Source organism: Paenibacillus wulumuqiensis, assembly GCF_000971965.1.
Taxonomy (GTDB): domain Bacteria; phylum Bacillota; class Bacilli; order Paenibacillales; family Paenibacillaceae; genus Saccharibacillus; species Saccharibacillus wulumuqiensis.
In genome coordinates this window covers 475,323-495,075 of record NZ_LAQP01000004.1, presented here as the reverse complement: position 1 = coordinate 495,075, position 19,753 = coordinate 475,323, and the positions used below count along the sequence as shown (strand labels likewise).

Genomic DNA, 19,753 nt, shown 5'->3' with positions numbered 1-19,753 from the left:
TTGGTAGCTCTGATGCCTCTGCTTGCCCGGTTAGAGATTAATTTCACCCGAGTATACCGGCAAAATAGTACCATCCTCCTGCTGAAGCAGCAGTTCACCGTTGCTTCCAAGCCCTGTCGCTGTTCCGTTTATCACGCCCTGCGGAGTATGAACGGTCAAATGCTGACCCATGGAGAAAGCCAGCGCTTCCCACAACGCAGCAATCGCCGCAAATCCCTGCTCGCTGTACAGCCGGTACATCGCTTCCAGTTCCTGTACGACCGCTGCCACTACCACGGTACGATCCAGCGGCTCGCCGCCGCTTTCCATACGCAGCGATGTGGCAATAGACTGCAGTTCTTCCGGCAGGTCTTCGGTCGCCAGATTGACGTCGATGCCGATTCCGGCAATCGCGTGACGCACATACCCATCCTCGGCAGCGGATTCAACGAGAATGCCGCATACTTTGCGCCCGTCGATCAGCAGATCATTCGGCCATTTGATACCGATATTCAGGCTGCTGACACTGCGCAGTGCCCGGCAGACGGCGACTGCCGCCAGCAGGGTCAGCTGCGGGGTATACTGCAGCGGCTGCACCGGACGCATAATCAGGCTCATCCAGATGCCGCGGCCCGGAGGGGAATGCCAGTGGCGTCCCTGTCTGCCGCGCCCCTTGGTCTGCTCTTCCGCAATGACCAGTGTCCCCTCAGGTGCGCCCTGTTCGGCCAATGTACGGGCGATATCCTGTGTGGAACCGATCGACGGGAATAAGTGCAAGGGCTCTCCCCATGAGGTCACTTCGCCCAGACGCATACGCAGGGAGACTTCATCGAACCGATCCGGATAACGGGTGATCCGGTAGCCTTTGCGGGTGACCGATTCGAACTCGTATCCCTGCTCCTTGAGTCGGTTAATGCCTTTCCATACGGCGGTTCGGCTGACGGCCATCCGGCGGCTGATCTCTTCTCCGGATATATATTCACCTGGACGCTCGGTCAGGAGCGCCAGCAGTTGTTCATCACGCATCAGTCTTCCCTCTCTTCGTACCGCTGACGGGCATATTCCAGAATCGCTTCCCTTTCATTATCCAGCTGACCGGTAGCCGCTGCCAGCAGAATACTGTTCATCAATTTACCCAGCCATGGCCCCCCCTTGGCCTGCAGGGCTGCGAGTATCTCCTGTCCATTGATCTGTACATCCCCAAGGCCGAATATGCTCATTCCATCCAGCCACTCCTGGGCATGCTGCGCGGCAACCGCAAGCTGCCGCTGTTCCTGTTCCGGCAGAACCGGATAGAGCTGCCGCCACTGCAGGGCTGCCTCGCATCCATAATCGATAACTGCGGAGACATAGATCTCGTACAGAGATTCCCCGGCTGCGGAAGCAGTAAGCAGTCGATCATTCATACGCAGCAGACGGGATACCTGATCCATAAAGGCATTGGAAAAGGTCCATTCCTTCATATAAGGCTTCATACGGTCACTATCCAGTCCCAGCGCCATGATCATAAGCGTCCATCGCAATGCGGCAGGCGAAGCTGGCACATCCGCCAACCGGTTCAGCAGCTCCGGCTGCTTCGGCGGGCAGGGCACCTGTATTTTCATGTATGGTACCAGTTCACTCTCCTGCAGCAGCCGGATACCTTTGAACGGGTGAGGACCGGCGATCATTTTCTCCATTTCGACCCGGATACGCTCGGCTGCAATATAGCTGATCAGCGAGCGGCGGTGCAGCAGTGCCTGCCAGGTCGCCTTTTCAATCGTAAAATCAAATACCGCCGAGAAACGGATACCGCGCAGCATACGCAGCGCATCTTCCTCAAACCGCTCCTCCGGGTCACCGACGCAGCGGATTATGCCCTGCTCCAGATCTTCCCTGCCATGGAACGGATCGACATAGCTGCCGTCGATGCCGCGGGCGATTGCATTCATCGTAAAATCCCGGCGCCGCAGGTCTTCATACAGATCGCTGACAAACTGCACCTGCTCCGGACGCCGGTGATCGGTATAATCACTCTCCGTGCGGTATGTAGTCACTTCGAAATGCTCACCATTCATAATGACAGTGATCGTTCCATGAGCGATTCCCGTGGGAATGGTATGTTCAAATAAAGCCATTACCTGCTCGGGTGTGGCATTGGTCGCTATATCCATATCATTTACCGGACGGCCCATCAGCTCATCCCGGACACAGCCACCGACAAAATAACCTTCATATCCCTGTTCAACCAGATGGCGGAGCAGAGATATACCCTGCTCCGCCATCTGTGGATCAATCCATTTCCAATCCATTGCTTATTCCTCTCAACCCTGTACCGCAGAAGTATGGGACATCTCGCGGCCCAGTACGCGGTAATAGATTTGTTCGTATTTATTTAACATCGCTTCATTGCTGAATTCCGTCTGGGCCCGCTGGATACATTGTTCACGTACCCGCTGCATCAGCAGGGGATCACGCAGCAGCTGCAGTGCATAGCCTGCCATCGCTTCCGTATCCCCGATCTGTGCCAGATAGCCGGTCTCTCCATGAACGACCAGCTCGGGAATGCCGCCGGCCTGTGATCCGATCGTCGGTACGCCGCAGGCCATCGCTTCCAGCGCCACCAGGCCAAAGCTTTCCTTTTCGGAAGGCAGCATGAGAATGTCGGCCAGCGAGATTACCTGCGGAATATCGTCCTGCTTGCCAAGGAAATGTACACGATCCGTCAACCCCAGTTCCTGAATCTGCCACTGGATCTTCGGCAGATCCGGGCCTTCGCCGACAAACAGCAGCCGTGAAGGAATCTCGGCATTGATTCTGGCAAAGGTATCGACTACATCGCTGACACGCTTGACCGGACGGAAGTTGGAGATATGCATAATGATCCGGTCATCCCCAAATCCGAAATCTTCGCATAGCTGGGCCGTTTCCCGCGGATAATATACCCGTTTGTCCACAAAATTGTACGTGAGATCAATATCACGCGTTATATCGAGCAGCTCATGCGTCTCCCGGATCAGATCCTTGGAGACGGCTGTCACTGCATCACTTTCGTTGATCGCCAGACGAATCAGGTCCTTGAGCGATTCGTCCTGAGCCAGCACGGTAATGTCTGTCCCGTGCAGTGTGGTTACCACTTTGAGATGGTCACCGATCATCTGTTTGGCCAGAAAGGCACACACTGCATGTGGTACCGCATAATGCACATGCAGCACATCCAGCTGCTGCATTTTGGCCACCTGGGCCATTTTATTCGCCAGTGTCAGATCATATGGTGGATACTTGAATACATAATAGTCGTTAACCTCGACTTCATGATAGAAAATATTTTTGTGAAACGTTCCCAGACGAAAAGGGACACTATGCGAAATAAAATGCACTTCATGCCCTTTTTCGGCAAGCAGCTTGCCAAGTTCGGTCGCCACGACGCCGGAACCGCCAAGTGACGGATAACAAGTGATGCCAATTTTCAGCATCTTGTCCATAAGGGCAGTCTCCCTTCCTCTAATCATCCATTAATGTATATCTGTATGTTTATATGAAAATATATCTTTTATATACCCTGTTTCCGTCCAAATACCAATCACTGCAAGCTCCCTGTACTTTGCACAGCAACAGCCTACAGCAGCCGTTCGGCTACGTACGGAGTGCGGGTAACAAACCCTTCCGCATACGGAACCATACTGCGCTGTCCGGCCAGTGAATCACGGTAGCGAACACGCTCGACATAGCCCTGATTCAGCGGCGTCGCGACGGTATCGCTGTCGCTGCCAAGACCGCCGAACTGCGAAGCATAGCAGGACAGCGTCTGTATTTTGCGTTCGTAATGTTCGCTTACATCAATCATCAGATTGGCCGGGCCCGGATCATTGATAAAGTAATAATACGTCTGCTGCACGGTAACCGGCGGCAGCTCCGGCATATAGCGTCGCAGCTTGGCATTGAATACCGCTTCTTCCACCAGCTTGCTGCATACCATATGATCGGGATGGCGGTCTTCCCAGTAAGGGGCAAACACAATTTTCGGCGCACAGCGGCGAATCTCCGCTGTAATGGCATCCAGCTGTTCCCGCGAGCGTTCCAGACCGCGATCCGGCAGCCTCAGATTATTGCGATAGGCAAGGCCCATCACTTCCGCAGCCGCAGCCGCCTCCTGCTTGCGCAGCTCGACCGTACCGTTGGAAGACATTTCCGCTTCGGTTAGTTCGCAGATGCCTACCCGCAGACCCGCTGCGGTATGCTTGATAATCGTTCCGGCCATCCCGATCTCCGCGTCATCCGCATGAGCGCCGAAGATCAGAATGTCCAGCGACTCAATCATTTCATATCCTCCACCGGTTTGTACTTGTCCGGCAGCTCACGCCAGGCGAAATCTCCACGATCCAGCGCTTTAACCAGAATCTCGGCAGTCGCAATATTGGTCGCTACCGGAATACCCTGCACGTCGCAGATACGCAGCAGTGCCGTAATATCGGGTTCATGCGGCTGCGCCATCAATGGATCACGCAGGAAAATGATCAGATCCAGCTGGTTCTGGGCAACGAGTGCACCGATCTGCTGGTCACCGCCCAGCGGACCAGACATAAAGCGGTGAATTTTTAGTTCCGTCTGTTCCATGATCCGCAGTCCGGTTGTACCGGTGGAATACAACTGGTGGCCCTGGAATACATGCTCATAGGCCGTTACAAAGTTAACCATTTCATCCTTTTTACGATCATGCGCGATAAAAGCAATCTGAAACACAGACATCTCTCCCATCATTTATCTATTTATCGGTATATTCACTAACTGTTCAGCGACCCCTACGAGATACACAGGCAGATCACTGGAAGATTTACTTTCCGCTTAGTCGACGAATCGTTCAAACCCGTATACCATACCGGTATATTCCATAACCTTTTGTACCCCAATTTTCACGCCTGGCATATAACCTGCGCGCTCATAGGAATCATGACGAATTTTGAGTGACTGGCCAAAGCTGCCAAAGATCACTTCCTGCTGGGCAAATACTCCGGGCAGACGTACGCTGTGAATGCGGAATCCATCGTACTCTCCACCACGTGAGCCGGCAATGGTTTCCTTTTCGTTCGGATTGCCCTGCTTCATGGATTCACGCACTTCGGAGATCATCTCCGCTGTCTTTACCGCGGTTCCTGAAGGCGCATCCAGCTTCTGGTCACCGTGATACTCGATAATCTCCAGATGCGGGAAATGCTTGGCTGCCAGCGCCGAGAAGCGCATCAGCAAAATAGCGCCAATAGAGAAGTTCGGAGCGATCAAGCCGCCAATGCCGGCCTGCTCACATTTGGTGTTCAATTCTTCAATCTGCTCGGGTGTATAGCCGGTCGTTCCCATCACGGGACGCACACCTGCTGCAATCGCCAGATTGGCATGTTCATAGGCAAATTCAGGGTTTGTAAAATCGACCAGCACATCCGCCTGCACGGCAGAGAGTGCTTCCTGCAGATCAGCTGTCACCAGCACACCCGCTGTTCCCATTCCTACCATTTCTCCGGCATCCTTGCCTGCATCGGAGCGTCCGACAGCAGCTGCGAGTTCCAACTCCTGATCGCCAAGCGCCAGCTTTACAACTTCCTTGCCCATACGCCCTCCGGCGCCGGCTACAATTACACGAATCGGTTTGTCCATGACTAATCTCCTTTACCGCTGCTATTCATTATCATTATATAGATACTTATTATAAGTGTGTATCCGTCAAATGAGCCAGTACTTTATCATTCGGCTGCATTTACTGACTGTCTCCGTCCGATTTCGCATCAATGCGTGTCCAGCGGTCTTTGTCCCGGGTATTAAATTTATGCATTACTTTATCATGAGCCTCCGCCAGATCAATCCCGAGCGAATTGGCAAAACAAATCGTAATAAACAGGATATCGCCAAGTTCCAGTTCGATCGAATTATCGTCTTCGTCGCTTTTTTTGGGCTTCTCGCCAAAGGAATGGTTTACTTCACGCGCCAGTTCACCGACTTCCTCCGACATTCGCGCCAACATGGCCAGCGGGGAAAAGTATCCTTCCTTGAACTGAGAAATGTAGGCGTCTACCTCTCTTTGCATTTCCGCAAGTGATTTTTCTGTCATTTCAATCCCTCCGTAAATTCCAGATAAATAGTATAAAAATTACAAATGGTGTATAGGTATGTATACGCTCCGGAAAGCCGCCAATACTGCCTATTGCCGAATTCATGACTCCCCCATATAGTTAAGAATGGGCCGGGCTGCAACCGGGATTTGATATCATTCTGTATGTACCATTCTGCGATATGGTGTCAATTGAATATGTCATTACCATGTTATCCTAAAGCGATTTTGAAAACAAATCCTTTTTACTGTACCTATTTCCCTTTATCCTTGACTATTCCAATGGAGGTATTCACATCATGGTACAACAATTTTGGCGGCAATTCAGGGTTATTTTGCCGATTCTGTTCGGTGCGGGCGTCTACGCCTTTGGTTTGTTGTATTTTATTATTCCGAATAAACTTATGGAAGGCGGCGTTACCGGAATTACCATTTTGCTGAATTATTCCTTTGGCATCTCGCCTTCGCTGTCCACATTAATCATTAATATTCCACTGTTTCTGATCGGACTCAAAATGCTCGGTCGGCGAAAGATGATTTACACCGGGGTAGGAATCGCTGCGCTGACCTTTTTCCTGTGGCTGTTCGAGCGGCTGATCGATATGGGCTGGATTGTGCCATTCCAGACGCAGCATGATTATATTCTGGCTGTATTGTACGCAGGCGTAACGCTGGGAATTGGGCTGGGGATCGTATTCCGGTTCGGCGGGACGACGGGTGGCTCGGATATTATCGCGACAATTCTGAACCGGGCATTCGGCTGGAGTATCGGCCAGATTATGCTGGTGCTGGACATTATCATTATTGGCGGTTCCCTGTTCTTTATTTCCAAGGAGCTGGTGCTGTACACGCTGGTAACGGTATTTATTGCCACCAAGATTATTGACTTTATCCAAGAAGGCGCTTATTCCGGCAAAGCATTTACGATCATCAGCGATCATGCCGGGGAGATTGCCGAGATTATTATGAAAGAAATGGATCGCGGCGTGACGCTGATCCCTGCGATTGGCGCCTATTCCAAGCAGGCCAAGGAAGTCGCCTACTGCGTCGTCTCCCGTCAGGAGATCCGGCGGGTACATACAATTGTGAAATCGGTGGACCCGCGGGCATTTGTGATTATTAATGAAGTGAATGATGTGCATGGGGAAGGGTTCCGGGAAGAGCTGCATCACTGAGACGAGTTAAATATCTGGACGTATGGAGCGGCAATATATAGGGTATTTATCCAGAATCGGGGTCATACAGTGCCAATATGTATATTAGCACTGGGAAACATATCAATGAAACCCGAAAAACATTCGCTAAGGATAGGTGAATTCTTTATATGACAAAAGCACTGAACGAATTGTTCAGTGCTTTTTCTGCTGCTGGATATGACTGTTACTCTGTAGTTTGCCTGTCTATTTTCAGCTTGTACTTTTCCTGCTTTTCCTTTTTGTTGATTGTGTTTTTGGTTTCCTGTATTTTAATCTTCCAATTGGTATTTCCATACCAACGCTTGGTCGTTGTGCGAATGAGTGTAAGCTTTTCAGGTACTCTATCCAATCCGAATATACGGAGTTCATAGCCCATATCATCATCTTTACTCTTGAACTGATCCAGCTCGATACCGGCACTATTTTTATCAGAGGTTGATTTATAGCTGCCTTTTCCATCTACTTTATATGTGTTTCCATATTCATCTATCGCTGTATATTCATAACTATCCATACCGTTCTTGACCTTACCGATTACAGGCAAGCTTCCCTCCAACGATTTGGATAGGTCATCTCCTTCATGATTGACTTCATATTTCCCCAACTTTAGCTGATCTCCCATAGAATCGAAAGACAAGGGATAATTGACATGAGCCGGGTCAAATGTCAGAGCATGTCCATCACGTTCTTTTACCAGATACCCGTCTAATACCAAATAATAGGGTTGATCGACAGGCAAATCACTGAATGTATAGCTCCAGTGCATTTCTCCAGTCTTTTCACCTGCAATATGCTGAGAAGTTAATACATTCGGATTAGGATCAGCAGAACTTACATTTACAATATGATTCCCCGACCTATCCTCAATATGGAATCGGATTTCCTGCTCTTTCCACAGTTCTCCTGGAGAGCGCTCCAGTGCTTTTTTAGATAATTGAGTATCCAATTCCAGCCGTACTCCCTGAACCATACGTGTAATACGTTTTAAGCTTATGCTCATTCCATCAGGCGACGTATAGTTTCCTATGATCGGAATGATTCTGGTCTGTTTGTTTGCTTTATCTAAGTCAATCGTAAATTGGAATTTCCAGTTCCCTTGTATGATGTTATGGGTATATGCTTCTTTCAAGCTGGTAATATTCGCTTCTATCGTAATATTCTTTGTCTGAAGGGGTTCGTCAAATACAGCCCACATATAATAAAAGTCGGTGGTTCCGCCAATATCGTACATGGTTCCCACCGTTTTCCCTTTATCATCTTTAATCACAATAGCTTCATAATTCAAAAACAAATTGGAATTCATTCTTCCATCGGGGCCATAAATTTCAAGTGCCATGATCGCACGGGTTGGATCGGCAACGGCTTCATCAACCTTTATCGTATAGCCATTATTTTTCATTTCAATATTAGGATGTTGAACAAGCCCAAGTTCCTGTGCATGTAACAGCCCGCTATCCGGTGCATTCTTTTGACTGAACAGGGAACGTACAATATCCGCAAAAACGGGCATCTTGTACCAGGTAATACCGGCAATCAGGCCAGCAACCACAACCACACTAATAGCCCATTTTGGAAATATGTATGTATTGGTATTGGAGTATTTTGCAGACTGATTGGAATCTTTGATATCAGCATTATCCGGCAGACCAGCGAGTGTCTGATCAATACGCTGCCGAATCACTTCAGGCATTTCCAGAGCGCTCTGCTTGGCTTTTTCTCTCAGCTGACGATCCAGTGGATCATTCATAGCGTACTCTCCCTTCCGTCTCTGGTTCCAGCTTGGCTGCAAGTACTGCGCGGGCGCGATACAAGCGGGACTTGACCGTACCGGCAGAGATGTCCAGCAGTTCTGCAATATCCCGTACTGGCATATCTTCAAAGTAGTACAGGATCACGACGGTGCGCAGCTCATGCTCCAATTGATCCACAACCTCCAGCAGATCTATCCGTTTATAATGATTATGTACATCGGTAATGCTAATCTCTTCCCCGGTGACCATCATCCGCTGCTGTCTGCGCAAAATGGTATAACACTCATTGATCAGAATGCGGTAGATCCAGGATTTGAAAGCTCCGGGCCTTCGCAGCTGAGAGAGTGACATATATGCTTTTACAATGGTCTCCTGTATGGCATCCGCACAATCGTCCTCACTGCCAAGCATGGAGCGGGCGAGCCGGTACAGATTCATCTCCAGATCATGAATCAACCGGATAAATGCTTCCTTGCTGCCTCCCTGTGCCAGTCTTACTTCTTCAGTCAGATTCACACCATTCATTCCTCCCTCTGTACTCTTTCTTTATATAAGATGCAGCAGAAGGTCATCCGGTTCACTGAATTTATATTTTTATTCCATCCAGCCGGAATCGTGTCATACCAACCAGCGAATATTCAGTCAAAATAAAAAACCGCCTTGCACAGGCGGCTTTAAGCGGATTTTTGAAAACTGGATTGTCAGTGAACATCCGACTTCATCGTAATGATGACCTTGCCCAGCATACGACCTTCACCGAAATACCGTAATGCTTGGGCTCCCTCTTGTAATGAATACTTCCGATCGATCACAGGTGTAATCCGGCCTGTCTCCACCAGCGACTTCCAGACAAGCTGATCATCATGATTCGGTTTATGAATCAGCAGCTTTACTTTCTTTTTCTCCAACCAGCCGATCCATGGAGATGCCGCAAGCGCTTCAAGAATCCGGAATGTAGTCCCCCCGATAATCACGTATGTACCGCCGGGTCGGAGTGCTTTTTTGATATCAAAAATCGAACGATTCCCGATTACATCGAGGATGACATCATACTGCTGACCATTTCCAGTGAAATCGCTGCGTGTATAATCGAGCACATGATCCGCTCCGAGCCTGCTCAGCAGATCCAGCTTTTCCATGCTGTCCACGCCGGTCACTTCAGCTCCGAGCCATTTGGCATATTGAATACCGAATGTACCCACACCGCCGCCTGCACCATTGATCAGTACATGATGATCTTTGGCAAGCTTTCCTTGATCACGCAATCCCTGCAGAGCCAGCACAGCCGCTTGTGGAATAGCCGCTGCCTGCTCAAATTCAAGATCCTCTGGCATCAATGTCAACGCGTCTTCATGGGCACATACATACTCCGCAAATCCGCCCCACCCGCACCCGGAAATGTCGCCAAACACTCTATCTCCCTGTTGGAACTTGCTTACAGCAGCACCTACCGAGATAACTTGTCCTGCCACATCGGCGCCCAGTATACGGTAACGCGGCTTGTAGGGCCGACCAATCCGATTGGCAAATGGCTTGCCGCGCAGGAGGTCCCAATCCCAGGAATTCACTGATGCAGCATACACTCTGATCAGTATTTCATGATCGCGTGCCTGAGGAATTTCCATTTCTTCCACATAAAGAACATCGGACATGCCATAGGTATCGTACACCAGAGCCATCATTTTGCCGGTTGCCGCTTCCATTTGAAGACCTCCATCCGATTCCGCATGAGTGTGCAGGGCCAGAATTCTTCCTTACGATCAGCTAGAGCCGTTTGCGTTCACGGCGAGCCTGCCATAGAGCAAGACCTCCAACCAGTGCAGATAGTACCGTCAATGTTACTGTGAAATTCCGTACCTGATTCAGCCGTTTGACCAGTTCTTCCGTCAGCCACGGATAAATGCCCTGACTGTAATCCATATAATCGTTGAGCAATGTCCAGCCGAGCGCAATAATCAATGATTTCCAGCCGAACAGGAAAAAGCGGACAAACAGCAGCGATTCGATCGCCATCGCCAGATGGGAAAAGGTCAACATCCAGTCTTCCCACACCAGTGTATCGCCCAGCGCCTGCCCCCAGAATATCATGACAACCGCCCAGACGCCATACTTGACCGACGTAACGACGGCTAGTGCTTCAAAAAGCTTGCGCACGATCTGCAGCCATTCACTGCGCGGCGGAAACATCAGAAAGACCAGTGCAATACTGAAAAACAGGCTCGCTGTCGGGCTGTCCGGAACAAATATAACCATCCAGGATGGCCAGCGTTCCAGTGTATATTCCATCTGTGCACCATACCATATGTATCCGTAAATCGTCCCCAGCGCATTGCAGATGAGCAGCAGCCACAACAGCCGGCGATCCGTCAGGAACATTCTGCTCCATAAATAAGAAATCGGCATTTCCATTCTCCTTTATCTCTATCCAGCCGAAGGCATGGCATCGTATTGCCGAATACCGCCCATTCCGGACATAATCTCTACTAGTTTAAAAGTAAGTATGCTAACAAGCAAGCGCTATTCTGCCTTTTCCCTTTCAAGTCAGCCGTCAGGAGTACATACGATCAAAAAATGGCATCAAAAAAGTCTGCCACAGATCACGGCAGACTTTTATAGGATAAAATGATAAATACATATCGTCTTAGTGAGATAATGATTTACGTTCATAATGCTCCACTTCTGGCAGTTCGACTTCAATAGCCGGCGCTAATGAACGCAATTCATTAGTCCACTTCTGAAAAGATTCTTCATCTCTGTCGGCAAGCGCCCGATCAATAAGTGTGTTCAGTTCCTCAATCCGATGTTCGCGAAGTACTTGGTCCCATACCATCTCAGCTGCCAAACCCAACATGACCTCATAGGTTACTTTCATCTTGTACATAGGGCGCACCTCCATAATGCTATTCATGGATTCCTGAACTCTCTTCCTTTATCCACATAGCTCTGTGTAGTCCTGGCCATTCGCTGCAGATCAGCTTCGGTTAGTTCGCGGATTACACGTGCCGGTGAACCGAGTGCAAGAGTATAAGGTGGAATTTTGTTATTCTCTGTGACAATTGAACCTGCACCAATTAACGAATATTCACCAACCTCTACTCCGTTCAGCAAAATGGCACCCATTCCGATCAAGGAGCCTTGACCGATCCGGCAGCCGTGAACAATAGCAGAGTGTCCGACGGAAACATCATTTTCAATAATTAAGGGGTGAATCTCATGTACATGTCCTACAGCCAGATCTTGTACATTACATCGGTCACCAATGATTACCGGAGCGAGATCTCCGCGCAGTACGGTATTAAACCATACGCTACTGTCCTCGCCCAGCTTCACGTCTCCGATCAGCTTGGCACCCTCAGCGATGAATGTATTTTTGTGTACAATCGGCCATTGATTGTGGTAGGGCAATAACATGTTATCCGCTCCTTATCTGGATTTTAACCAAAAGATGTGTAAGCGCATCAGCAATTTCACAAAAAAAGTGATAAAAAATAATGACAATGCTGTAAACTTTATGCTGGAGCCTCTTATCTCCGACTCTTTTCTCCTATCGGTATACCTCAATATAGACCAATGAGCACGCGTGACGGTTCTCCAACCAGCCTCAATCGTGACCATGCTTCCATTTGCGTCCATATATCACATCATACCTCATTACTGAAGATGATCCGTATTATTATACAGCAAAGCCTTCCATTCTTGGGCTTCCCGTTCCAGAACAGTCAGTGACAAATTGCCGATTCGCTCTCTATGCTGCTCTTGCAGCAGCAAAGTGAACAGATGCGAGAGGAAACCGCCATGACTAACGACAAGAATATTATGGTTGGGGAACTGTTCCCAGGTGGAATTGAGAAAGCTCATTCCGCGTTCCTGAAGCAGCTCGACCTTTTCCTGCCCCAGCTCCAGCGTCTCCCAATCTGTACCCCACTTGGCTTCACGTTCGGTCCAGGTTAATCCTTCCACCTGACCGAAGCCTCTTTCCTTGAGGCGCTCATCCGGTTCCAGAAGTGGGATGTCCAGCCGCTGTGCGATAATCTGCGCGGTCTCATGAGCACGCTGCAGACTGCTGGAAATAATATGGTCCCAGTGAATCGGCTCTACCGCGAGTCGTTCCGCCAACCGTGACGCTTGTCTCCTCCCTTCCTCGTTTAATGGAATATCGCTGTGCCCCTGAATACGCCCCAGCGCATTCCAGTCGGTCAAGCCGTGCCTGATTAATCCGATCCGCATCTTTCCTTTACACCCTTTCTCCGACTGCTCACGCATGCTGCGATCGCTGCTATGTACTGACTATGAATATCTACAGCATAACATAAATAAAAGCCTGCCGGCATCCGTCCAATTGCGGAATTTGCCTACAGGCTGTGCATCTTTGTGTTTATTATTGATGTTTGGTCCGGGCGAGCCAGCGCAGGGAGACCAGCGCCAGCAGCATGCCGACAAGCGACAAAATCATCCAGTACTGCGGATGGCTCGGATTCATCGGAATCACCAGCGGATCGATCAATCCCCGTTCCGATCCGGCAAAATGAAGCGACGAATACACAACGGTACTATCATCGCCTGTAGCCACAGCAGTAGGCACAATGCCGATAACCCTTTCCGGTTGCGGCTGCTGTTCAAACGTGCCTGTCATATCGAGTGTCAAGTAAATGGAACTGCATATAAAGACCGCAATGAGCGAGGAGATCCAGACGGACAGACGACGGCGAAACAAACGCGAGATAGGTCCACGCTTTACATCCGTCTGTACCAGCCACGGCGATTCGGCATAAATCCGGTCCATAACGTTCCGGTTTATATTTTCGGCGCGGATCGTCATGGTCGGCATATCTTCCAATTGTGCTGTTTCCGCCTGAATCAGTTCATGACTTTCTTTCCACACTTCAAATTCTGCCGCGCAGTCAGGACACTCCCGAACATGTTCGTCCAGTGCCAACCGGCGTGGATCATCCGGTGTCAGGTCCCAATAGATCCCGAACAGCTCTTCGGCCTCTCTGCAATTCATTTTCTCTTCATCCCTTCACTAGGCTGATTGTAGACCGAGTCATAATAATACGGCTCTAGCCGTGTTTTTACGCTCGCTCTTGCCCGGAACAATAGAGATTTGACGGAGCTTACACTTTGACAGAGGATATCAGCAATTTCCTGATAGTCCAGCTGATCGTATTCGCGGAGGATCAAAGCAGATCGTTGTTTTTCAGGCAGCTGGTCAATCGCTTCCCGCACCATCTGGACGCGTTCTCCGCGCAGTACAGCCTGCTCGGGCACCATACTGTTCGGTGCCACCGGAGTGTAGCCGCTCTCTTCCAGAGGAATACTGCCGTTTTTCTGCTTGCGCAGTTCGCTCAGGACGGTATTGCGTGCGATTGTATACAGCCAGGTGGAGAACGAAGCATCCACTTCACGGAAGGAATGCAGGCTTTTGTAAGCCTTGTAGAACGTCTCCGAGCACAGGTCTTCTGCCATAATTTCGAGATTGGAGCTTTTGAGCATATGATAGATAAACGCCAGAATCTTGCGCTGATAACGGCGCATCAGCTCAGAATACAGCTCCACATCACCGTTTTTAATTTCCTGAATTAACAGGGAATCTGTCATTGAAATGCGACCCTCCTCATTGTTGCCGCCGCATCTTCCCATTCCTTATGTATTAGATAATACCGGATAGGACGGCAAAAGTTGCGGTGTTTATAACATTTTCCGCAGCTGACAACAATTCACTGATTTTATATGGATGGTAGGCTTGTTCGGAGAACCGAACGAGCGACTGGAATAATGGGCTCAGCCTCAATCAGGCTGACCGGACAGAAGGGACATCTTGCTTATATTTTTCAAATGCAGCTTCGCGGCCGCTTGAATACGTTCAGAATAATCACTTGCCAGCAGATCGTTTGCCGGCCAGGCCGATTCATGGAAATGAGCCGTCGGTACGGAGCCAAACCGATTCATTTCATGGCACTGCACAAGTGCAACCTTTATATCATACCTGACTTTTAGACGGATGGCAAAGTTAAAAGGTTGCTGATCCAGCCATCTAATTAATCCTGTACGGTTGAAAAAAACGCTTACTCTCCTGCTATCCCTTCTGCTGTGCCTCGTTATCCGCAGTCAAGGGATGGGATGAAACGATGTTTTTCTGGAACCAGGTGCAATTATTTATGTATACATCCCAAATCGATTATGTAGGTGCTGCAAGATCGGTTCCATCAAAGGCTGAATTCCCTACTGGATAACGGCAGACGAAAACTCCCTTATCTGTTATACCATACAAAGCTGCTGCAATTCAAAGTTCGCTAAATAACTGTTCGGACAAAAAAAGAAACCGCTAACATAAGTTAGCGGTTCGAGTTTCATATTTCAGAAACTCCAGTTATTGGATAGGAGTGGAGAGAAACCATACTGTAGTTACAGTATACTGTATGCGCTTTCATTAAGTCAACCCTTTTAGCTAATCTTTTTTGGTAAATTTACATTTTTTTAAAATTAATGTGATATCCACTTAATGTATACGTGTACTTCCAAGTGATGACCGCTTTGGAATCAGCTATCCAAAGCAGTCGATACAACCAGCTTCCGTGGACGTGCATCCCGGTACCATCGGTAACAAAACAGCCCGATAATGATCAGCTGAACCAGATCCCCGCCATAGTACATCCACATTGCCCCTGTCTCCGCGTCCCCCGCCGGTATGCCTGCCGGAGGATGAATATAAATGTATTTGGACAGCATGCCGTGCAGAGCCGCAGCTATAATAGCCACGATCGCCCGGTACACATAGCCATACCTATGAGCTACCGGATCGATATACAGCATGGAAATGGTGAATACATACCCTGCCAGCAGAATATGCAGATGAACCAGCAGGTTAACTGCGGTGTACTGGTGCATCCATGTGTAGAGCGGAGTCGTATACAGCAGCCACAGACCACCGGTATTCAGCAGAGCTGCCACAATCGGGTGACAGACCAGCGCAGGATACGGACTGCGCAGGAAGCTGCTCAGCCCCCGTGCCCGGCTCACCGGCAGACTGCGCAGCAGCAGTGTAACCGGAGCAGCTATAGCCATCAGCAGTGGACCCAGCATTCCGAGCAGCAGATGACCGATCATATGTATGCGAAAATCGCTGTGCGCTGCTGCTGCGAACGGCCCGATAATGACGATTACTGCACAGGTACAGCCTGCATACCAGCAGAGGTAACGGTATAGCGGCCAGGATTTATAATTTCGGCTGGAGAGCAGTCCCATCAGCGTATAGCCCAATATTGCAGCCGCATAGATCAGTGTGCAGATCAATTCCACTGCAATCGATGCCGAAGTGCCTCCATGTCCCATTGAATGTTCCATCTTCCCTTTTCCCCTTTCATCCTAAATAGCCTGCCAGCCTGATCAATCGGTGCTGGCAGGGAAGTTATTAGCGGAGCCTTGAAGCCTTGGAGTTTTGAGCCTACCTGCATACCGGTATCAGGCACGGCGCGTGCGCCAGACCAGAATGCTGCCGATAATGATCATGATGACCGCAATAATATTCCAGGTCAGGTCATAGGGCGTCAGATCGACGTTGTACCGAATCTGGTGAATCCCCATCAGCTTGTGCTGTACCAGTCCGTCATACAGCTGGAACAGCCCTGCTCCGAGCAGAACGCCGCCCCACCAGCGTGTCATCCAGAGTGCCTTGCGCCGCCGCAGATCGGCGAACAGAAACAGGGAAGCGATCGTGGCAAACCAGCTGAACGCGTGAAAAAATCCATCCGATACCAGTCCGACCGCTGTGGTCGACAAATCGTAAAAGTGATGCCAGTGCAGCAGCTGATGAAAAATCGTCTCATCAATAAAAGCCGCCAGTCCTACGCCAAACAAGAAACCTGACCACATATTGCGCTTGCTGTAAATACGACGCGGCTCAGCCGTGTCATCATGGATATCTCGTGTGTGAGATGTCATCCTGTTTCCTCCTTGGGCATTTTTGCCGGTGAATAAATTGGTAAATATTTTACATTCAACAGCCTATTACCCTTTCCAGCATAACAAAAACAAAAAGAACGCTGTGAATGACACAGCGTTCCTGGAGATGATGTGAGATACAGCCTTCTCGGAAATAATAAGAGACATAACTTTCTTAGAGATCATGAGCACGTCCTTATAAAGGATACGAGTTACCGTGTGCTGAAGATGATGAACGACACAGCCGTAAGACAGCAGTTATGGTTAACAGTGCTTCCCTGCTGAACAACTGTCGTTTCTCAGACAAATACGGAGTATTCACTTTGCTGGAGCATTGCCTTCGCCTGCTCCATATCATGCTCATTGCGGAAAGACAGGCGCATGACGCCCGGCACATCCTCCCGGCTCTCGATAATCTGTACGTTGCTGATGTTGATGCCGCGGTTACCGATTTCGGTCGTAATTTTGCCAATAATACCGGGATGATCCGGTACATCGAGGTACAGATCATACAGTTTGGCGATCATGCCCTTGCGACGCTCGGGCAGCTCATCGCGGAAAGCACCCGCTTTTTCAAACTGCTCTTCGATACCACGCGCATCCTGACTCTCCAGCAGACCGATAAACTGCTCCACTCCTTCATTCCAGTCCTGCAGCAGCTGCAGCACAATATGACGGTTATTGAGCAGAATATCCCGCCATACGATCGGGTCACTGGACGCAATCCGGGTAATATCTCGGAATCCTCCTGCTGCCAGCATCCGGTATAATGGATTGCCTTCATTATAGCTGCGAATCTGGTTGACCAGCGCAACCGCAATCACATGCGGCAAATGGCTGATCGCCCCGACAATCTCGTCATGCATCAGCGGCTCGACTTTGATAATCTGGGCACGGGTATGCTGTGTCAGCAGATCAGCCAGACGTTCGTACACAGGTTGGGGTACCTGAGCCGGCGGAGTCAGCACATAGTAGGCATTTTCAAACAGCAGATAGGAAGCGGCCCCTACTCCGGAGCGTTCCGATCCTGCCATTGGATGACCGCCGATGAAATGCACATCCTCACGCAGCTGCAGCTGATCGGCACAGGCTGTGATCGATCCCTTGGTACTGCCTACATCGGTAATGATGCAGCCTGGCTTGAGCGGCAGACGGCTCAGCTGCTCCAGATAGGTTCCGAGCAGACTGACCGGTACACAGAGGAATATAAAGTCCGCTTCCAATGCTGCTTCCTCTACCGATAGCGTTGCATGATCGACAACCTGCCGCTCCTGGAAGGTATGTATCAATTCCGGCAGGTGCGTATAACCGGTCACATGCAGACCCGGCTTGCCTTTAAAGCAAAGCGCGAGTGAACCGCCGATTAGCCCTACGCCGAAGATTGCAATTTTTGTTGTCATAATTATCCCACTCATTCTTCATTGATTAGATTGCTTTGTACGCCAAATGATATGCTGCATAGATGCTTTAAAGCACCATAATCCCTGGTTACAGGTGAGCAGCGGATTCGCCTGCCAACTTCTCTGCCGGAGGAAATCCGCCTGTTCCCTTTTATACAGCCTACTTAACGCAGTACCTCAGTCTTATACGGAGGCAGTACGTTCCTGCAGTGCCTCTTCCAGTGCATGGATGAAAATCTCATTCTCGCGCGGTGTTCCAACGGTCACACGGATATAGCTCGGATATTTGTGATGACCGGCACGGATAATGACGCCGCGGCTCAGCATGGCCTGGAATACTTCCATTGCCGGATGCCCGGTATCGACCATGATGAAGTTCGTCTGGCTCGGGAAATAAGAGAGGCCCAGACGATCAAAATGTCCTGTCAGGTACTCAATGCCTTCACGGTTCTTGGTACGGCATTCATCGACAAAAGCCTGGTCTCTCAGCGCCTGACGAGCTGCAGCCTGTCCGATCCGTGATGTGTTGAACGGTTCACGCACCTGGTTGATCAGCTTGATCACATCTGCTCCACCGACTCCGTAGCCGATGCGCAGTGCAGCCAGACCGTAGATTTTGGAAAATGTGCGCAGAATGACCAGATTCGGATATTGATCCAGCATTGGGATGCTCTGCGGGTAGGCGCCGTCCACTACATACTCGTAATAGGCTTCATCCAGTACAACCAGCACATGCGCCGGTACCTGATCGAGGAATTGCACCAGCTCGGCTTCATCCACAATCGTACCTGTCGGGTTGTTCGGATTGCATACCCAGACAATTTTGGTACGGTCATTGATTTGCTCCAGCATCGCCGAAAGATCATGCACGCCATCCTTGAGCGACACTTCGTGAACAGCAGCACCCTCGATATCTGCGTTGCTCTTATACACAGAGAATGTCTGGTCGGCCATGATGGTCTCATCACCCGGCTCCAGGAAAGCACGTGTAATCAGAGCAATGATCTCATCGGAACCACAGCCGAAGATGATCTGCTCGGACTGCACGCCAAGCGAAGCTGCCAGCTCGGCAGTCAGCTCGACAGCGCCGCCATCCGGATACAGGTGCAGCTGGGACAGTTCTGCCGCAATCGCCTGCTGTACGGAAGGTGCTGAACCATACGGATTCTCGTTGGAAGCCAGCTTGGTCACTTCAGTCAATCCAAGCTCGCGCTTCACCTCTTCAATCGGCTTGCCTGGCTGGTAGACGGGAATATTGACAATACGGGATTTCGGTTTCATTTCGGGACCACTCCTTCGGACTTTGTACGGTTTCTTTTCTGCTGCGTATTCATTTCATTATACAGAATTAGCGGACGGAATCCATCGTTTCCGCGGAAAACCTGTTTCACGCTGATCCGATATGAT

21 protein-coding genes are annotated in these 19,753 nt (G+C 49.8%); 1 reads left to right on the top strand and 20 read right to left on the bottom strand.

The window, feature by feature from the left end; translation table 11 throughout:
• Positions 1-30: 30 nt before the first annotated feature.
• From WH45_RS14280 to WH45_RS14250, 7 genes are all read right to left on the bottom strand, one after another.
• A complete protein-coding gene (locus WH45_RS14280; protein ID WP_200897704.1) occupies positions 31-1,008 on the bottom strand; it encodes a biotin--[acetyl-CoA-carboxylase] ligase in 978 nt (325 codons plus the stop codon).
• Positions 1,005-2,270: a CCA tRNA nucleotidyltransferase gene (locus tag WH45_RS14275; RefSeq protein WP_046215040.1), complete on the bottom strand. Its 1,266-nt coding sequence runs from the start codon at positions 2,268-2,270 to the stop codon at positions 1,005-1,007. The genes WH45_RS14280 and WH45_RS14275 overlap by 4 nt, the downstream gene beginning before the upstream one ends.
• Positions 2,271-2,282: 12 nt before the next feature.
• On the bottom strand, positions 2,283-3,443 hold the full coding sequence (bshA, locus tag WH45_RS14270; protein WP_046215039.1) for an N-acetyl-alpha-D-glucosaminyl L-malate synthase BshA: 1,161 nt from the start codon (positions 3,441-3,443) through the stop codon (positions 2,283-2,285).
• A 134-nt stretch (positions 3,444-3,577) separates the two neighbouring features.
• A complete protein-coding gene (bshB1, locus tag WH45_RS14265; RefSeq protein WP_046215038.1) occupies positions 3,578-4,279 on the bottom strand; it encodes a bacillithiol biosynthesis deacetylase BshB1 in 702 nt (233 codons plus the stop codon).
• Positions 4,276-4,701, bottom strand: coding sequence for a methylglyoxal synthase (gene mgsA, locus WH45_RS14260; RefSeq protein ID WP_046215037.1), 426 nt, complete (start codon positions 4,699-4,701; stop codon positions 4,276-4,278). The genes bshB1 and mgsA overlap by 4 nt, the downstream gene beginning before the upstream one ends.
• A 102-nt stretch (positions 4,702-4,803) precedes the next feature.
• Positions 4,804-5,607 carry a 4-hydroxy-tetrahydrodipicolinate reductase gene (gene dapB, locus WH45_RS14255; RefSeq protein ID WP_046215036.1) on the bottom strand — a complete coding sequence of 268 codons (804 nt, stop codon included), beginning with the start codon at positions 5,605-5,607 and terminating at the stop codon, positions 4,804-4,806.
• A gap of 100 nt (positions 5,608-5,707) precedes the next feature.
• Complete coding sequence (locus tag WH45_RS14250; protein WP_046215035.1) at positions 5,708-6,058, bottom strand: nucleotide pyrophosphohydrolase; 351 nt, start codon at positions 6,056-6,058, stop codon at positions 5,708-5,710.
• Positions 6,059-6,357: 299 nt separating this feature from the next.
• On the opposite strand from WH45_RS14250, the gene WH45_RS14245 reads away from it, so the two are divergent.
• On the top strand, positions 6,358-7,233 hold the full coding sequence (locus tag WH45_RS14245; protein ID WP_046215034.1) for a YitT family protein: 876 nt from the start codon (positions 6,358-6,360) through the stop codon (positions 7,231-7,233).
• A 205-nt stretch (positions 7,234-7,438) separates the two neighbouring features.
• On the opposite strand, the gene WH45_RS14240 is transcribed toward WH45_RS14245, so the two are convergent.
• The 13 genes from WH45_RS14240 to hisC form a co-directional block, all read right to left on the bottom strand.
• Positions 7,439-9,001, bottom strand: coding sequence for a DUF4179 domain-containing protein (locus WH45_RS14240; protein WP_052723786.1), 1,563 nt, complete (start codon positions 8,999-9,001; stop codon positions 7,439-7,441).
• Positions 8,994-9,530 carry a sigma-70 family RNA polymerase sigma factor gene (locus WH45_RS14235; protein ID WP_152663558.1) on the bottom strand — a complete coding sequence of 179 codons (537 nt, stop codon included), beginning with the start codon at positions 9,528-9,530 and terminating at the stop codon, positions 8,994-8,996. The genes WH45_RS14240 and WH45_RS14235 overlap by 8 nt, the downstream gene beginning before the upstream one ends.
• A gap of 176 nt (positions 9,531-9,706) precedes the next feature.
• On the bottom strand, positions 9,707-10,708 hold the full coding sequence (locus WH45_RS14230; RefSeq protein ID WP_082096796.1) for an NAD(P)-dependent alcohol dehydrogenase: 1,002 nt from the start codon (positions 10,706-10,708) through the stop codon (positions 9,707-9,709).
• A gap of 61 nt (positions 10,709-10,769) precedes the next feature.
• Positions 10,770-11,408 (bottom strand): DUF1405 domain-containing protein, encoded by a 639-nt coding sequence (locus WH45_RS14225; protein ID WP_046215032.1) that lies wholly within the window; start codon positions 11,406-11,408, stop codon positions 10,770-10,772.
• Positions 11,409-11,646: 238 nt separating this feature from the next.
• Entirely contained in the window at positions 11,647-11,886 is a 240-nt protein-coding gene (locus WH45_RS14220) for an IDEAL domain-containing protein (RefSeq protein WP_046215031.1), read from the bottom strand.
• Positions 11,887-11,909: 23 nt separating this feature from the next.
• A complete protein-coding gene (locus tag WH45_RS14215; protein ID WP_046215030.1) occupies positions 11,910-12,416 on the bottom strand; it encodes a gamma carbonic anhydrase family protein in 507 nt (168 codons plus the stop codon).
• 240 nt (positions 12,417-12,656) lie between these two features.
• Complete coding sequence (locus tag WH45_RS14210) at positions 12,657-13,232, bottom strand: histidine phosphatase family protein (protein WP_046215205.1); 576 nt, start codon at positions 13,230-13,232, stop codon at positions 12,657-12,659.
• A gap of 151 nt (positions 13,233-13,383) precedes the next feature.
• A complete protein-coding gene (locus WH45_RS14205) occupies positions 13,384-14,010 on the bottom strand; it encodes an anti-sigma factor (protein ID WP_046215029.1) in 627 nt (208 codons plus the stop codon).
• A complete protein-coding gene (locus WH45_RS14200; protein ID WP_046215028.1) occupies positions 14,007-14,603 on the bottom strand; it encodes an RNA polymerase sigma factor in 597 nt (198 codons plus the stop codon). Before WH45_RS14200 ends, WH45_RS14205 begins: the two co-directional genes overlap by 4 nt.
• A 942-nt stretch (positions 14,604-15,545) precedes the next feature.
• Positions 15,546-16,349 (bottom strand): cytochrome c oxidase assembly protein, encoded by an 804-nt coding sequence (locus tag WH45_RS14195; RefSeq protein WP_046215027.1) that lies wholly within the window; start codon positions 16,347-16,349, stop codon positions 15,546-15,548.
• Positions 16,350-16,466: 117 nt separating this feature from the next.
• Complete coding sequence (locus WH45_RS14190) at positions 16,467-16,877, bottom strand: DUF2243 domain-containing protein (protein ID WP_407668029.1); 411 nt, start codon at positions 16,875-16,877, stop codon at positions 16,467-16,469.
• Between the two features lie 368 nt (positions 16,878-17,245).
• Positions 17,246-18,346, bottom strand: a complete 1,101-nt coding sequence (locus WH45_RS14185) for a prephenate dehydrogenase (protein WP_046215025.1) — start codon at positions 18,344-18,346, stop codon at positions 17,246-17,248.
• A 183-nt stretch (positions 18,347-18,529) separates the two neighbouring features.
• Positions 18,530-19,627 (bottom strand): histidinol-phosphate transaminase, encoded by a 1,098-nt coding sequence (gene hisC, locus WH45_RS14180; protein ID WP_046215024.1) that lies wholly within the window; start codon positions 19,625-19,627, stop codon positions 18,530-18,532.
• Between the last annotated feature and the right edge of the window lie 126 nt (positions 19,628-19,753).

What these genes read in the sequence shown, in the direction of transcription:
- WH45_RS14200 (WP_046215028.1), bottom strand. Translation starts at nt 14,603, where the DNA reads ATGACAGATTCCCTGTTAATTCAGGAAATTAAAAACGGTGATGTGGAG.
- WH45_RS14215 (WP_046215030.1), bottom strand. Translation starts at nt 12,416, where the DNA reads ATGTTATTGCCCTACCACAATCAATGGCCGATTGTACACAAAAATACA.
- dapB (WP_046215036.1), bottom strand. Translation starts at nt 5,607, where the DNA reads ATGGACAAACCGATTCGTGTAATTGTAGCCGGCGCCGGAGGGCGTATG.
- WH45_RS14220 (WP_046215031.1), bottom strand. Translation starts at nt 11,886, where the DNA reads ATGTACAAGATGAAAGTAACCTATGAGGTCATGTTGGGTTTGGCAGCT.
- WH45_RS14230 (WP_082096796.1), bottom strand. Translation starts at nt 10,708, where the DNA reads ATGGAAGCGGCAACCGGCAAAATGATGGCTCTGGTGTACGATACCTAT.
- bshA (WP_046215039.1), bottom strand. Translation starts at nt 3,443, where the DNA reads ATGGACAAGATGCTGAAAATTGGCATCACTTGTTATCCGTCACTTGGC.
- hisC (WP_046215024.1), bottom strand. Translation starts at nt 19,627, where the DNA reads ATGAAACCGAAATCCCGTATTGTCAATATTCCCGTCTACCAGCCAGGC.
- WH45_RS14245 (WP_046215034.1), top strand. Translation starts at nt 6,358, where the DNA reads ATGGTACAACAATTTTGGCGGCAATTCAGGGTTATTTTGCCGATTCTG.
- WH45_RS14195 (WP_046215027.1), bottom strand. Translation starts at nt 16,349, where the DNA reads ATGGAACATTCAATGGGACATGGAGGCACTTCGGCATCGATTGCAGTG.
- WH45_RS14275 (WP_046215040.1), bottom strand. Translation starts at nt 2,270, where the DNA reads ATGGATTGGAAATGGATTGATCCACAGATGGCGGAGCAGGGTATATCT.
- WH45_RS14185 (WP_046215025.1), bottom strand. Translation starts at nt 18,346, where the DNA reads ATGACAACAAAAATTGCAATCTTCGGCGTAGGGCTAATCGGCGGTTCA.
- WH45_RS14240 (WP_052723786.1), bottom strand. Translation starts at nt 9,001, where the DNA reads ATGAATGATCCACTGGATCGTCAGCTGAGAGAAAAAGCCAAGCAGAGC.
- WH45_RS14235 (WP_152663558.1), bottom strand. Translation starts at nt 9,530, where the DNA reads ATGAATGGTGTGAATCTGACTGAAGAAGTAAGACTGGCACAGGGAGGC.
- bshB1 (WP_046215038.1), bottom strand. Translation starts at nt 4,279, where the DNA reads ATGATTGAGTCGCTGGACATTCTGATCTTCGGCGCTCATGCGGATGAC.
- WH45_RS14190 (WP_407668029.1), bottom strand. Translation starts at nt 16,877, where the DNA reads ATGTGGTCAGGTTTCTTGTTTGGCGTAGGACTGGCGGCTTTTATTGAT.
- WH45_RS14205 (WP_046215029.1), bottom strand. Translation starts at nt 14,010, where the DNA reads ATGAATTGCAGAGAGGCCGAAGAGCTGTTCGGGATCTATTGGGACCTG.
- WH45_RS14210 (WP_046215205.1), bottom strand. Translation starts at nt 13,232, where the DNA reads ATGCGGATCGGATTAATCAGGCACGGCTTGACCGACTGGAATGCGCTG.
- WH45_RS14250 (WP_046215035.1), bottom strand. Translation starts at nt 6,058, where the DNA reads ATGACAGAAAAATCACTTGCGGAAATGCAAAGAGAGGTAGACGCCTAC.
- WH45_RS14225 (WP_046215032.1), bottom strand. Translation starts at nt 11,408, where the DNA reads ATGCCGATTTCTTATTTATGGAGCAGAATGTTCCTGACGGATCGCCGG.